Origin of the sequence: Sphingomonas sp. Leaf32, from assembly GCF_001421765.1 — a bacterium.
Classification (GTDB): domain Bacteria; phylum Pseudomonadota; class Alphaproteobacteria; order Sphingomonadales; family Sphingomonadaceae; genus Sphingomonas.
This window is the reverse complement of the sequence record NZ_LMLA01000011.1, coordinates 94,426-108,076: the sequence shown is the minus strand read 5'-3', so window position 1 is coordinate 108,076 and position 13,651 is coordinate 94,426. Positions and strand designations below refer to the sequence as shown.

The following is a 13,651-nucleotide window of genomic DNA, read 5'->3' as shown; positions in this document are numbered from 1 at the left end:
CTGCGCGCTGTTGCCATCAACCCGCCGGGGGTGTCCCGGTCGATTCCAAGGAGAACGTCATGGTCAGTTTGCTATCTTGCCTGTCTGCGATCCTGCTGCCGCTCGCCCCGATCGGTAGCATCGACGCGGCGAACGCCACTCCGCCGCACGCCGCCGCCGTGACGCCATCGGCGTTCTTGGGAAAATGGGAGCTGGACCTGACCCGGATGCCCGATACCTACGGACCGCCGCCCAAACGCGTCCTGTTCGAATTTCAGGAGAGCGGCGGCGGCAGGTGGCGCACCAATGTCGATATTTTCGACCGGGACGGTGCTGTTCGCCACATGACGATGACCTATCGGCCCGATGGCCGTCCGACACCGGCCGAAAACCCCAATACCGAAGCCGACAGTGTGGCCGTGTTGATGCCGGCGGCGGACGTAATGGTCGTCAATCTGGGCCGCGCCAAGACGCTGGGTTCGGTCCGGACCTACACCATGCTACCGGGCGGGAACGAGATGATCGAATCCGCCGCCGGGCTGAATGGGGACGGGCTGCCGTTCGTGCGCACCTTCCACTTCAAGCGCGTGCGCTGAGCGACAGCGACCTGGCGGCGGGTTTTCACCCCGCCGCCTTCGCCAACCCCCGCGAGATTTGCAACGCGGCGTTGAGCCGGGCCTGCGGGTCGCCGAAGTTGCGGCTGATGACCAGCCGCATGTCGGGGCGGAGTTTGGCGGTGCCGTTGAGCTTGTCGACATAGGCGAGCAGCCCGTCGACGCTGGGGAACTTGTCTTCGTGGAAGCTGACGATCGCGCCCTTCGCGCCGACGTCGATCTTGGCGATGCAGGCCTTTTTCGCGTTCAGCTTGGCCTCGATCAGTTGCAGCAGGTTGGCGGTGGCGACCGGCAGCGTGCCGAAACGGTCGATCAGTTCGGTGGCGAAGGCGTCGATGCCGGCGCGGTCCTCGACGTCGTTCAGGCGGCGATAGAGGCCCATGCGCAGGTCGAGGTCGGGGACATACTCCTCCGGAATAAGGATCGGCGCGTCGACGGTGATCGCGGGGCTGAAGTCCTTGGGCTTGTCGTCGCGCAGACCGCCGGCCTTGGCGTCGAGGATCGCCTCTTCCAGCATCGACTGGTAGAGTTCGAAGCCTACTTCCTTGATATGGCCCGACTGTTCGTCGCCGAGCATGTTACCGGCACCGCGAATGTCGAGGTCGTGGGAGGCGAGCTGGAACCCGGCGCCCAATGATTCGAGGTCGGAGAGGACCTTCAGCCGCTTTTCCGCCGCCTCGCTGACGAGCCGTTCGGGGGGCGTAGTCATATAGGCATAGGCGCGGGTCTTCGACCGGCCGACGCGGCCGCGCAGCTGATAGAGCTGGGCCAGGCCGAACTTGTCGGCGCGATTGATGATGAGGGTATTGGCCGAGGGGATGTCGAGGCCGGATTCGACGATGGTGGTCGAGACGAGCAGATCGTAGCGCTTGTCGTAGAAGGCCGACATGCGTTCCTCGACCTCGGTCGGGGCCATCTGCCCGTGGGCGACGACGTAGCGGATTTCGGGAATTTCCTCGGTCAGGAACTTCTCGATATCGGGCAGGTCGGCGATGCGCGGGGTGACGAAATAGGCCTGGCCGCCGCGATAATGTTCGCGCAGCAGCGCCTCGCGCAGCACCACCGGGTCCCATGGCATGATATAGGTGCGCACCGCGAGGCGATCGACCGGCGGGGTCTGGATCACCGACAGTTCGCGCAGGCCCGACATCGCCATTTGCAGGGTACGCGGGATCGGCGTGGCGGTGAGGGTCAGGACATGGACGTCGGCCTTCATCGCCTTCAGCCGTTCCTTGTGCGTCACGCCGAACCGCTGTTCCTCATCGACGATGACCAGACCCAGGCGTTTGAAATCGACCTGCTTCGACAGCACGGCATGGGTGCCGACCACCACGTCGATCGTGCCATTGGCGAGGCCGTCGCGGACCTTCTTCGCCTCGGTCGCGGTGACGAGGCGGCTAAGGCGGCCGATCTCGAGCGGGAAGCCTTCGAAGCGGGCCTTGAAGTTGTTGTAGTGCTGGCGGGCGAGGAGGGTCGTCGGGCAGACGATGGCGACCTGCATCCCGGCCATGGCGGCGACGAAGGCGGCGCGGAGCGCCACTTCGGTCTTGCCGAAGCCGACATCGCCGACGACGAGACGGTCCATTGGCTTGCCCGCGCCGAGGTCTTCGAGGACATCGGCGATGGCGCGTTCCTGATCGTCGGTTTCCTGATAGGGGAAACGGTCGACGAAGGCGGGATAGCCGCCGCTGTCGGGTTCGGCGATATCGGCGGGGCGCATCGCGCGTTTGGCGGCGGTGGCGATGAGGTCACCCGCGATCTCGCGGATGCGCTCCTTCATCCGCGCCTTGCGGCGCTGCCATGCCTCGCCACCCAGGCGGTCGAGCGATGCGCCTTCCTCGCCCGCGCCGTAGCGGCTGAGGACCTCGAGATTTTCGACCGGCACGTAGAGCTTGTCGCCGCCGGCATATTCGAGCTGTACGCAGTCGTGCGGGGCCTTCGCCACCGGCACCTGCGTCAGCCCGACATAGCGGCCGATGCCGTGGTCGGCGTGCACCACCAGATCGCCGGGGGAGAGGGTGGCGAGTTCCTGCAGGAAGGCGTCGGTATTCTTGCGGCGTTTGGCGCGGCGGACGAGGCGGTCGCCGAGCATGTCCTGTTCGGTCAGCACGGCGACGTCGGCGGCGGTGAAGCCATGGTCGAGCGGCAGGACGACGAACGAGACGGTCGATTTGGCACCGCCCAGCGCCTGTTGCCACGTTTCGACGGTCGAGACGCCGGTCAGGTCGTGATCGGCGAGTAGGCCCATCAACCGTTCGCGCGCGCCCTCCGAATAGCTGGCGAGGATGGCTTTCCGGCCCTGTTTGCGCAGGGACGCGATGTGATCGACGACCGCTTCGTAGATATTCGCCTGTTGCGTGCGTTCGGGGGTGAAGTCGCGGGGGCCGTCGACCTCGAAATCGAGCGAGGTGGCGCTGTCGGGGGCGTGGAACGGCGTGACCTGGTGCGCGGCGGTGTCCGACAGGCGGTCGGTCCATTCCTCCGCCGACAGATAGAGCGCGGCGGGCAGGAGCGGGCGATAGCTGCCCGGATCGGCGGTCTGCGCGCGGACGCGGTTGGTGTGATAGTCGGCGATCGATTCGAAACGCTGTTCGGCGGCGGCGGGGACGCCGGCATCGCGGACGATGACCGCGTCGGGGGAGAGGTGGTCGAAGAAGGTTTCGAGCCGTTCCTCGAAGAAGGGCAGCCAATGTTCCATGCCCGACAGGCGGCGACCGTCGCTGATCGCCTGATAGATCGGGTCGCCGGTCGCGGTCGCGCCGAACTTCTCGCGGTAGCGGGTGCGGAAGCGCTTGATCGAGTCTTCGTCGAGCAAAGCTTCGGAGGCGGGGAGCAGGGTGAAGCCGTCGACGCGACCGGTGGTGCGCTGATCCTCCGGGCTGAACGTGCGGACGGTTTCAATCTCGTCGCCGAAAAAGTCGAGGCGGAGACCCGAGTCGGAGCCGGACGGCCAGAGGTCGACAAGGCCGCCGCGCACCGCGAATTCGCCGGCGTCGTGGACGGTATCGACGCGGTTATAGCCGTTCGCCTGCAACAGCGTGGAGAGGCGGGGGAGCGAGATGCGCTCGCCGGGGGCGAGGCGGGCGACGAGCTGGCGGATGCGGAACGGGGTCAGGGTCCGCTGGGTCGCGGCGTTGACGGTGGTGACGATCAGGCGCGGACCCTTCGCTGCCGTCTGGAGCGTGTGTAGCGCGGCGAGGCGTTCGGCCATCGAGCGCAGCGTCGGGCTGGCGCGGTCATAGGGCAGGCAGTCCCATGCCGGGAATTGCAGGACCGACAGGTCGGGCGCGAAGAACGGCGCGGTGGCGGCGATGGCGCGCATCGCCGCTTCGTCAGGGGCGATGTAGATCAGGTCGCCCTTCGCGCCGCGGGCGAGGTCGGCAAGGAGGACGGGGAGGAAGCCTGCCGGCACGCCCGCGAGGGTCAGCGAGCGCGGGGCGGAGAGGATTTTGGAGAGGTCGGGCATCGGGTTCCTGATCGGCGACGGCCATCGCGCATGTGCCGTTTGCCCTGAGTAGCTATTGAGCTTGTCGAAAGAGCGTATCGAAGGGTGGGTTCCGCACGGTGCTTCGATACGAGCCTTCGACAAGCTCAGTCTCTACTCAGCATGAACGGATTTTGTTCAATCTCCAGTCAGCGGCTGACCGGCACGAAATCCATCGCGCGCATCGCGTGCAGCACCGGATGATCGAACTGCGTCGGCGCGGGCTGGACGCCCATCGCCCACGCCATGATGTCGACATCCTGTTCCTCAAGGAAAATCTCGAACCAGTCCATGTCGGCATCGCTCCACGTTGCCGAATGCGCGTCGAAATAACCGCCGATCATCAGGTCGGCCTCGCGGGTGCCGCGATGCCAGCTACGGTATTGCAGGCGCTTCAGCCGGGTTTCGCGGTCCATGGGGTTCCAATGCAATTGCGCCGCCGGACGCTGGCGGCGGCCGTCGGTTGGGATATAGGACCAAGTAGTCATGCGTCCCGAACTCCTCAACCCGCTGTTTGCCGAAGTCACCTCGTTGAAAGGGGTGGGTCCGGCGCTGGCCAAGCCGCTGGAGCGGTTAAAGCTCGGCCGGGTGGTCGATGTCGCGTTCCACCTGCCGACCGGTTGGGTCGACCGGCTGAAGCGGACCGAGCTGATGGAGCAGGATGCGGGCCGCGTGATCGCAATCCCGCTGGTCGCGACCGATTATCGGGTCAGCGCCGGGCGCGGGCCGACGCGGGTGCGGGCGGCGGATGCGCAGGGCAATATCGTCAGCCTAACCTATTTCGGCGGATCGTCGGGGTGGGTGAAGAAATTGTTCCCGCTGGGCGAGACGCGGATCGTGTCGGGCAAGCTGGAGCTGTACGGGCAGGAATTGCAGATGGTCCATCCCGACCATGCGCTGCCGGTGGACGAAGCCGACAGCCTGCCCGAGCGCGAGGCGATCTATCCGCTGTCCGAAGGGCTGACCTCGCGCCGCGTCGGGCAGTTGACGGCACAGGCGATCGAGCGTGCACCCGATTTGCCCGAGTGGATCGAGCCGAGTTTGCTCGCCAAGCATGACTGGCCGGCGTGGAAGGCGGCGTTGGCGCGCATCCATGCCGATCCGGCCGATGCCAAGGCGCGCGAGCGGCTGGCCTATGACGAGGTGTTCGCCAATCAGCTGGCGCTGCTGCTGGTGCGCGGCGAGGCGCGGGCGCGCAAGGGGCGTTCGCTGACCGGCGACGGGCGGCTGCGGGCGAAGCTCGACCTGCCGTACAAGCCTACGGGTGCGCAGTCGCGGACGATCGGCGAAATCGAGGGCGACATGGCGCAGACCCAGCCGATGCTGCGACTGCTGCAAGGGGACGTCGGGTCGGGCAAGACGCTGGTCGCGCTTATGGCGCTGCTGATCGCGGTCGAGGGTGGCGCACAGGGGGCGTTGCTGGCCCCGACCGAAATCCTTGCGCGACAGCATTATGCGACGTTGCAGCGGCAGCTTGCCGGAACCGGCGTCACCGTCGCCGCGCTGACCGGGCGTGACAAGGGGCGGGTGCGCGAGGGGGTGCTGATGGGGTTGGCCGACGGGTCGATCGACATCCTGATCGGCACGCACGCGATCTTTCAGGAGGCGGTCGGCTATCGCGACCTGGGGCTGGTTGTCGTGGACGAACAGCATCGTTTCGGCGTGGCGCAGCGGATGATGTTGCAGGCGAAGGCGGTGCGGCCGCCGCATCTGCTGGTGATGACCGCGACGCCGATCCCGCGTACGCTGACGCTGGCGCAATATGGCGAAATGGACGTCAGCCGGCTGGACGAGATGCCGCCGGGGCGCGAGCCGATCGAGACGGTGGTGATGTCCGAGGACAAGCTGGATGCGGTGGTCGATGGCCTCGCGCGGCATCTGTCGGCGGGTAAGCAGGCGTACTGGGTGTGCCCGCTGGTCGAGGAGAGCGAGAAGTCCGACCTCGCCGCCGCCGAGGCGCGGGCGGAGGCGTTGCGGATGCGCTTTGGTGACAAGGTCGCGCTGGTGCATGGGCGGATGAAGCCGCTGGAGAAGGACGCGGTGATGGCCGAGTTTTCGGCGGCGCGCGCGGGGGTGCTGGTGGCGACGACGGTGATCGAGGTCGGGGTCGACGTGCCCAATGCGACGCTGATCGTGATCGAGGCGGCGGACCGGTTCGGCCTCGCGCAGTTGCACCAGTTGCGCGGGCGGGTCGGGCGGGGTGGCGGCAAGTCGGTTTGCCTGTTGCTGCGGGGGAACAGCCTGTCGGAGACGTCGCGGGCGCGGTTGGCGCTGATGCGCGAGAGCAACGACGGGTTCCGGATTGCCGAGGAGGACTTGCGGTTGCGTGGGGGCGGCGAGTTGCTGGGGACGCGGCAGTCGGGGGAGGCGATGTTCCGGCTGGCGACGCCGGAGATGCTGGGCGAGCTGCTGCCGGTAGCCAATGCCGATGCGCGGTTGCTGGTGGACCGCGACGGCGGGCTGGAGGGGCCGCGCGGGCAGGCGGCGCGGGTGGCATTGTACCTGTTCGAGCGCGATGCGGGGGTCGGGCGGTTGCGGTCGGGGTGAGTGCGGCGTTGTGTCCCTGCGCCGCAGAGCAACAAGCCATCGTCACTTCCGCGAAGGCTGGAGTCCCTATGAGCTGGCGTCTGTGATTCCGGCAGAAACCTCGGCGTGTATGGATTCCCGCCTTCGCGGGAATGACGAATGTTGGGACGGGGAGGCTGGACGCATCCACCCGTCATTCCGGCGTAGGCCGGAATCCATTGTGTCGGGTGGTGGCGACGGATCGCGACGTCGCCCCATCCGTGGATTCCGGCTTTCGCCGGAATGACGATGGGTTTGGTTGCGTGGTTGCCGCACACTCGATAGCGCAATTTCCATGAACGCCCTTGCCCCGCTCATCGTCGCCCTGCTGGGCGGTATCGGTCTGGCCGTGCAGCCGCCGACCAATGCCGCGCTGGGGCGGAGCGTCGGGTCGGTGCTGCTGGCGGCGTTGGTGTCGTTTGCGGTGGGGACGATGATCCTGGTGGGCGTATGGCTGATCGCCGACCGGACGCCGCTGGCGAACCTGCGCGAGGCGCGGCCGTGGATGTTCCTGGGGGGCGCATATGGCGCGTTCTTCGTGTCGGCGGCCGCCTTTGCCGCGCCGCGGCTAGGGTTGGCGTCGATGCTTACGATCATGGTCGCCACGCAGCTGGTCGCGGCGCTGGTGATCGACCGGTTCGGGTTGATTGGGTTGCCGCGTGCGCCGATCAGTGGGTTGCGGTTGGCGGGCGTCGGGTTGGTGCTGGTGGGGGCGGTGCTGGTGCGGCGGGGGTAGGAAGATTTCCGTTCCGTTCGTCCTGAGTAGCCGTTGAGCGAAGTCGAAACGGCGTATCGAAGGACCGGTCAGGTGCTTCGATACGAGTCTTCGACAAGCTCAGTCTCTACTCAGCATGAACGGAGATGCACGAAATCAGGAAGCCGGCGTCAGCAGCCCGTGGTGCTTCTTGCCCGCCGATACCCGCACCGGCGCGTCGACCGCGATCAGCTGTGCATCGTCGACGACCTTTTCGCCATCGACGCGCGCACCGCCGCCCTTGATGAGCCGGCGTGCCTCGCCCTTCGATGCGACGAGGCCGAGCGCGACCAGCGCGTCGACCACGGCGATCCCGCCCGCGACCGCGAAGGTCGGCAGCGTGTCGCCCGCCGATCCTTCCTCGAAGGTGCGGCGTGCCGTCTCGGCCGCCCCCGTCGCGGCGTCCGCGCCGCGGCACATGGCGGTGGCTTCGTTGGCGAGGATCTTCTTCGCTTCGTTGATCTCGGCGCCCTGCAACGCTTCCAGCCGGGCGATTTCGTCCAGCGGCAGATCGGTGAACAGGCGCAGGAAGCGGCCGACGTCGCGGTCGTCGGTGTTGCGCCAGAATTGCCAGTAATCGAAATGCGGCAACTGGTCCTCGTGCAGCCAGACCGCGCCCGACATGGTCTTGCCCATCTTGCCGCCGTCCGCCGTGGTGATGAGCGGGGTGGTAACGCCGTACACGTCGGTCCCATCCATGCGGCGGGCCAGTTCGATGCCGTTGACGATATTGCCCCACTGGTCGCTGCCGCCCATTTGCAGGCGGCAGGCGTGGCGCTGCGACAATTCGCGGAAGTCGTAGGCTTGGAGGATCATGTAGTTGAATTCGAGGAACGACAGCGATTGTTCGCGGTCGAGGCGGAGCTTCACCGAATCGAACGACAGCATCCGGTTGACCGAGAAATGCTGGCCGACTTCGCGCAGGAACGGGATATATTCGAGCTGGTCGAGCCAATCGGCATTGTCGACCATCATCGCGTCCGACGGGCCGTCGCCGAAGGTCAGGAAGCGTTCGAAGATGCGCTTGATCGACGCGACGTTCGCCGAAATGCCGTCTTCGGCCAGCAGCTTGCGTGCTTCGTCCTTGAAACTGGGATCACCGATCTTGCCGGTGCCGCCGCCCATCAACACGATCGGCTTGTGCCCGGTCTGCTGCATCCGGCGCAGGAGCATGATCTGCACGAGGCTGCCGACATGCAGCGACGGGGCGGTCGGATCGAAACCGATATAGCCCGGCACGACCGTCTTGCTCGCCAGCGCGTCGAGGCCGGCGGCATCGGTCAGCTGATGGATATAGCCCCGGTCGGACAGGGTGTTGAGCAGGTCGGACGAGTAGGTCATGCGCGTTTCCTTAGCGTCGCAGGCGCACTTAAGTCCACGCATCTCGACTTCGGCACGGTTCAGGCGATATTGGGGGCGTTCACTTGTGTGGAGAAACGCCCTTGCTTGCGATCGGCCTGATGTCTGGAACCTCGCTCGACGGGATCGACGCGGCGTTGATCGAAACCGATGGCGAGGGCGAGGTGCGTCCGGTCGCGTTCGTCGGCACGCCGTATAGCGACGAGGATCGCGCCACGCTGGCCGCCGCGACCGAACTGGCGCTGCTGTTCGACGATCCGGGCGAGCATCCGTTGATCGCACGGGCGGAGGCATTGCTGACCCGCACGCACGAGGCCGCCGTCGCAGCGCTGCTGGAGCAGGCAGGGGTCGAGGCGCGGACCGTCGAAGTGATCGGGTTCCACGGGCAGACGGTGGCGCATCGCCCGGACAAGGGCTGGACGTGGCAGTTGGGCGACGGCGCGGCGCTGGCGGCGGCGACGGGGATCGATGTCGTCGCCGATCTGCGCGTGGCGGACGTGCAGGCGGGCGGGCAGGGCGCGCCGCTGCTGCCGGTCTATCACGCGGCACGGGCGGCGGCGATGGACAAGCCGGTGGCGGTGCTGAACCTGGGCGGGGTCGGCAACATCACCTATGTCGGCGAGGGCGACGAACTGATCGCGTTCGATACCGGTCCGGCCAACGGGCTGGTCGACAGCTGGGTCGAGGCGGAGAGCGGCGCGCGCTATGATGCCGGCGGTGCGCTGGCGGCGAGCGGACGGGTGGATGAGGCGGTGCTGACCGCGATGCTCGACCACCCGTTCTTCGAACTGCCGCATCCCAAATCGCTCGACCGGCATGACTTCACCATCCAGCCGGCGCGCGGCCTGTCGGCGGCGGACGGGGCGGCAACGCTGACCGCCTTTACCGCCGCCTGTATCGCGGAGGCGATCGACCGGTTGCCGGCGCGACCGACGCGGTTGTTCGTCGGCGGGGGCGGGCGGCATAATCCGGTGATGCTGCGCATGATCGGCGAGCGGTGCGGGCTGACCGCCGAACCCAGCGACGCGATCGGATGGGATGGCGATGCGCTGGAGGCGGAAGGGTTCGCCTATCTGGCGGTACGGTCGCTCAAAGGGCTACCGATCACCTTTCCCGGCACGACCGGCGTGGCCGCGCCGCTGACCGGGGGCGTGTTGTATCGCGCACCGCGCACGGGGCTGGCGCTGCGGCTTGTCAGCGCCTAACGCCGCACGGATGCTGACCGGCCTGATTTTCGCGACCGAAGAAGCCGAGCACCAGCCCGGCGTGCTGGCGGCGACGTTGCCCTTTGGCGGCATGACCCTGATCGAATATCAGGCGCGTCTGCTGGTCGCGGCGGGCGTGGGGCAGTTGCTGGTGGCGGTCGGGCGGGTGACGCCGGCGCTGGCGGCGGCGGTCAACCGGATCGGGCGGCGCGGGGCGACGGTCGACATCGTGCGGTCGGCGGAGGAAGCCAAGGCGAAGGTCCATCCGCTCGCCACCATCGTCGCGCTGGCCGACGGGCTGGTCACGACCGACGCGGTGGTGGAGGGGATGGCGCTGGAGCCGGTCGATACGCTGCTGGTGACGCCGACTGGAGACGCCACCTCGGTCGAGCGGGTCGATGCCGAACATTGCTGGGCCGGGGTAGCGACGCTGTCGATCGACCGGCTGGACGATGCCGCCCGCCTGCCGCGCGAGTATGATTTTCAGTCGACGCTGCTGCGCGTCGCGACGCAGGCGCGCGCCGCCCATGTCCTGCTGCCGGCCAAGGCGGTGCGGTCGGGGCATGGCGTGGAGCGCGACGCGGGCACGCTGGAGGTGCGCAGCAAGGACGTGCTGGCATCGCTGGCCGAACAGCGCACCGGCTGGATCGACCGGTATGTGTTTACGCCGGTATCGCGCCTGCTGTTGCCGCTGCTGGTGCGGCGCAAGGTGCCCGATGTCGCGATCGGTGTCGGCGGCGGGGTGCTGGGCGTCGCGGGCCTTGTCGCTATCCCGTTCTGGAGCGCGGGTGCGGCGACGGTGCTGCTGTTCCTGGCGATGGTCGTGCTGTCGGCGGGATCGCTGCTCGGCTGGCTGCGCGGGGAGGACGGCCATGCCGCGTGGCAGGAACGCGGGGTCGACATCTTCGGGGTGGCCGGGGTGCTGGGCGTCGGGCTGGTCCAGTCGCTGATCGTGCAGGCGGGGACGGCGGGGGTGCTGGCGGTGGCGGGCGTCGCCGCGACGATCCTCGCGCGCCGTTCGCCCGTCGTTCGTCCGCCCTGGGCCGCGACCCCGGCGACCGCACTGGTGCTGCTGGCACCGTTCGCGCTGGCCGGAACATCGACGATCGGACTGGCGTTGGTGGCGCTCCACGCCGGGGTTACGCTCGGACACGCCATCGAAAATTTGCGGCGAACGGCTTAGCTTGGCCTTAACCGGGTAAGGTTAAAGCGAGAACCATGTCCATCGACCCGATCGATCCCCGCGAAGCCAGCGCTGCCGCCATGAAGCTGCTGGACCATGTCGCCGCGGCCGAGCGGGCGGGGCACCGACGGCTGCGCGCGGCGGCCGAGCATTTCCACCTGCCCGACGATGCGCGGATCGACGACCGGACCGCCGCGCAGCTGGACGCGGTGATGCGCGCGACGATCGTCGGCATCGACGCATCGGTGCGCGACCATGCGATCCGGCTGTTGACGACACGGGGACAGGCGGTGCTGGCGCAGGGGCTGCGCACGGCGGGGTCGCCGTTCGACCGGGTGGTGCGCGCCGGCCTGTTCCGCGATCCGGGGCTGTTCGGCGAATTGTTCGCACGGGTCCGGCTGGATGCGATCGCGCAGGGGTTGCCGGTGATGGTCGCCGACCGGGGTGACGGGCCGACGATGGTCGCGCGGCTGGCGCAGTCGAGCGACCGGCTGGTCGCCGCCGCGGCCGTCGCGATGCTGGCGGCGCAGTCGCGGCGCGGCAGCGTGGTCGAGGGGATACCGGCGGCGGTCGAACTGGCCCGGCCGCTCCAGACCCGGCTGGCATGGTGGGTCGCGGCGGCGCTGCGCGAGATGGCAGGGGCGGGCGAACAGATCGCGCTGCTCGACGCCGCGCTGGCCGAATCGGTGCGCCGCGCGATCGACGGACCAGGCGAGCTGGTGCCGCTGGAGGTCGCGGCGATGCGATTGGCGCAGGCGATCGATCCGCAGGGCGATGAAGTACCGCCGCTGCTGGCCGAGGCGATCGGCGACGGGCGGCTGATCCTGTTCACCGCGCTGGTCGCGCGGGCCAGCGGGCTGGCGTTCGAGCGGGTCCGCGATCTGGTGATCGACTCCGATGGCGCCCGCCTGTGGGTCGTGCTGCGCGCGCTGGCGGTCGACCGGGCGACGATCGCGCGGATCGGCTTTGCGCTGGCGGAGGCCGAACCGGTTCGTGACGTCGAAGGATTCGCCGACCGGATCGACGTCATCATGGACGTGACGCCGGAGGCGGCGCGCGTCGCGCTGGCGCCGATGGCGCTGGATGCCGATTATCATGCGGCGATGCTGGCGCTGGGGTCGGCGGCGTGAACGATCACCGCCCCGCAGCGCCGCCCGCGATCGGGCGATTGTCGGCGGACGGGCTGCTGCTCGACGCCGAGCTGCGCCTGGCCGAGTTGAACCGGCGTGCCGGCGGCGGGGTGGGACAGCCGATCGCCGTGCCGCAGATCGGCGCGCTGGTGCGGCTGGTCCAGCGGCTGGGCATCGCGCTCACCCGCCCGATCGTCGCCGCCGATGGCGACGACGACATCACGTTGACCGTCCGCGCCGAACCTGACGACCTGGGCATCCGGCTGGAAGTCAGCGGGTGGCAGGCGGGGGCGCCGTGGGAGGCGGACCCCGCCCATCCTCGCGAAGCGGATTTCCTGCGGTCCGACGCCGACTGGCTGTGGACGACCGATGCCGCGCTGCACCTGACCCATGTATCGGACCATGCCGCCACGCGACTGGGCTTCGATCCGCAGGCGGTGCTGGGGCAGCCGATCACCCGGCTGTTCGCGCTGAACGACGATGGCGATGGCGGCTTTCCGATCCTGAGCGCGCTGGCGGCGCAGGCGTGGTTCGACGGACAGGAAGCGGCGATCCGCGGTACGGCGCACCGGGTCCGGCTGTCCGCCGTGCCGCGCGTCGATGCGAACGGCCAGTTCGCCGGCTTCGACGGGGCGGCGCGCGACCTGTCGCCGGAGGATGTGGCGCATCCCGCCGAGGTCGCGTCCGACCTGCCCGATGGATTCAGCCGCCGGATCGGGCGGGCGCTGCGCGATCCGCTGGGCCGGATCATCGCCAATGCCGACAGCATGTCGGCGCAGACCGACGGGCCGCTGCGCGACGATTACGTCGCCTATGCCGCCGACATCGCCAGCGCGGGACGCCATCTGCTGGGACTGGTCGATGATCTGGAGGATTTGTCGGCGATCGAGCGTGCCGACTTCGTGGTGGCGGTCGAGGACCTCGACCTGGCCGATGTCGCGCGGCGCGCGGCGGGGTTGCTGGCGGTGCGCGCGGCACAGGGCGATGTGCGGATCGACCGGCCGTCGTTCGATGAAACCCTGCCGGCCAGCGGCGAGTTTCGCCGGGTGCTGCAAATCCTGGTCAATCTGATCGGCAATGCGGTGCGCTACTCACCGCCCGGCGGCACGGTATGGATTCGGATGGAGCGCGATGGCGACGACGCCTGCGTGATCGTCGCCGACCAGGGCAAGGGGATCGCCGCCGCCGATCAGGAACGAATCTTCGCCAAGTTCGGCCGCGTCGATCCCACCGAGGCGGGCGGCAGTGGCCTCGGCCTCTATATCGCCCGGCGGCTGGCGCGGGCGATGCACGGCGACCTGCTGGTCGACAGCGCACCGGGGCAGGGCGCGCGGTTCGTGCTGTTGCTGCCGGGGCGGTTCGACTCGGCGGATTGAGC

Annotated in this window: 10 protein-coding genes; 7 read left to right on the top strand and 3 right to left on the bottom strand. The window is 68.4% G+C overall.

All coding sequences use genetic code 11. The annotated features are described in order from the left end of the window. Nucleotides 1-59: 59 nt before the first annotated feature. The gene (locus ASE83_RS15410; protein WP_235513286.1) at nucleotides 60-575 is read left to right on the top strand and encodes a hypothetical protein; all 516 of its coding nucleotides are present in this window, start codon (nucleotides 60-62) and stop codon (nucleotides 573-575) included. A gap of 25 nt (nucleotides 576-600) precedes the next feature. Here ASE83_RS15410 and mfd read toward each other — a convergent pair whose 3' ends face one another. Further along, complete coding sequence (mfd, locus tag ASE83_RS15405; RefSeq protein ID WP_055792208.1) at nucleotides 601-4,059, bottom strand: transcription-repair coupling factor; 3,459 nt, start codon at nucleotides 4,057-4,059, stop codon at nucleotides 601-603. 167 nt (nucleotides 4,060-4,226) lie between these two features. Next, the gene (locus ASE83_RS15400; RefSeq protein WP_055792205.1) at nucleotides 4,227-4,493 is read right to left on the bottom strand and encodes an FAD assembly factor SdhE; all 267 of its coding nucleotides are present in this window, start codon (nucleotides 4,491-4,493) and stop codon (nucleotides 4,227-4,229) included. A 70-nt stretch (nucleotides 4,494-4,563) separates the two neighbouring features. On the opposite strand from ASE83_RS15400, the gene recG reads away from it, so the two are divergent. Continuing rightward, a complete protein-coding gene (recG, locus tag ASE83_RS15395) occupies nucleotides 4,564-6,624 on the top strand; it encodes an ATP-dependent DNA helicase RecG (RefSeq protein ID WP_055792202.1) in 2,061 nt (686 codons plus the stop codon). A 313-nt stretch (nucleotides 6,625-6,937) separates the two neighbouring features. Next, nucleotides 6,938-7,378: a DMT family transporter gene (locus ASE83_RS15390; protein WP_055792198.1), complete on the top strand. Its 441-nt coding sequence runs from the start codon at nucleotides 6,938-6,940 to the stop codon at nucleotides 7,376-7,378. 135 nt (nucleotides 7,379-7,513) lie between these two features. Here the strand turns inward: ASE83_RS15390 and tyrS are convergent, their stop codons facing one another. Beyond that, the gene (tyrS, locus tag ASE83_RS15385) at nucleotides 7,514-8,737 is read right to left on the bottom strand and encodes a tyrosine--tRNA ligase (protein WP_055792195.1); all 1,224 of its coding nucleotides are present in this window, start codon (nucleotides 8,735-8,737) and stop codon (nucleotides 7,514-7,516) included. A gap of 101 nt (nucleotides 8,738-8,838) precedes the next feature. On the opposite strand from tyrS, the gene ASE83_RS15380 reads away from it, so the two are divergent. The 4 genes from ASE83_RS15380 to ASE83_RS15365 are packed head-to-tail and all read left to right on the top strand — an operon-like array spanning nucleotide 8,839 to nucleotide 13,649. Further along, complete coding sequence (locus tag ASE83_RS15380; RefSeq protein WP_082443414.1) at nucleotides 8,839-9,960, top strand: anhydro-N-acetylmuramic acid kinase; 1,122 nt, start codon at nucleotides 8,839-8,841, stop codon at nucleotides 9,958-9,960. A 10-nt stretch (nucleotides 9,961-9,970) separates the two neighbouring features. Continuing rightward, nucleotides 9,971-11,143, top strand: coding sequence for a hypothetical protein (locus tag ASE83_RS15375; RefSeq protein ID WP_055792193.1), 1,173 nt, complete (start codon nucleotides 9,971-9,973; stop codon nucleotides 11,141-11,143). Between the two features lie 35 nt (nucleotides 11,144-11,178). Continuing rightward, complete coding sequence (locus ASE83_RS15370; protein ID WP_055792190.1) at nucleotides 11,179-12,273, top strand: DUF2336 domain-containing protein; 1,095 nt, start codon at nucleotides 11,179-11,181, stop codon at nucleotides 12,271-12,273. Beyond that, a complete protein-coding gene (locus tag ASE83_RS15365; RefSeq protein WP_055792187.1) occupies nucleotides 12,270-13,649 on the top strand; it encodes a PAS domain-containing sensor histidine kinase in 1,380 nt (459 codons plus the stop codon). Before ASE83_RS15370 ends, ASE83_RS15365 begins: the two co-directional genes overlap by 4 nt. The last annotated feature ends 2 nt before the right edge of the window (nucleotides 13,650-13,651 follow it).

What these genes read in the sequence shown, in the direction of transcription:
- ASE83_RS15410 (WP_235513286.1), top strand. Translation starts at nt 60, where the DNA reads ATGGTCAGTTTGCTATCTTGCCTGTCTGCGATCCTGCTGCCGCTCGCC.
- mfd (WP_055792208.1), bottom strand. Translation starts at nt 4,059, where the DNA reads ATGCCCGACCTCTCCAAAATCCTCTCCGCCCCGCGCTCGCTGACCCTC.
- ASE83_RS15400 (WP_055792205.1), bottom strand. Translation starts at nt 4,493, where the DNA reads ATGGACCGCGAAACCCGGCTGAAGCGCCTGCAATACCGTAGCTGGCAT.
- recG (WP_055792202.1), top strand. Translation starts at nt 4,564, where the DNA reads ATGCGTCCCGAACTCCTCAACCCGCTGTTTGCCGAAGTCACCTCGTTG.
- ASE83_RS15390 (WP_055792198.1), top strand. Translation starts at nt 6,938, where the DNA reads ATGAACGCCCTTGCCCCGCTCATCGTCGCCCTGCTGGGCGGTATCGGT.
- tyrS (WP_055792195.1), bottom strand. Translation starts at nt 8,737, where the DNA reads ATGACCTACTCGTCCGACCTGCTCAACACCCTGTCCGACCGGGGCTAT.
- ASE83_RS15375 (WP_055792193.1), top strand. Translation starts at nt 9,971, where the DNA reads ATGCTGACCGGCCTGATTTTCGCGACCGAAGAAGCCGAGCACCAGCCC.
- ASE83_RS15370 (WP_055792190.1), top strand. Translation starts at nt 11,179, where the DNA reads ATGTCCATCGACCCGATCGATCCCCGCGAAGCCAGCGCTGCCGCCATG.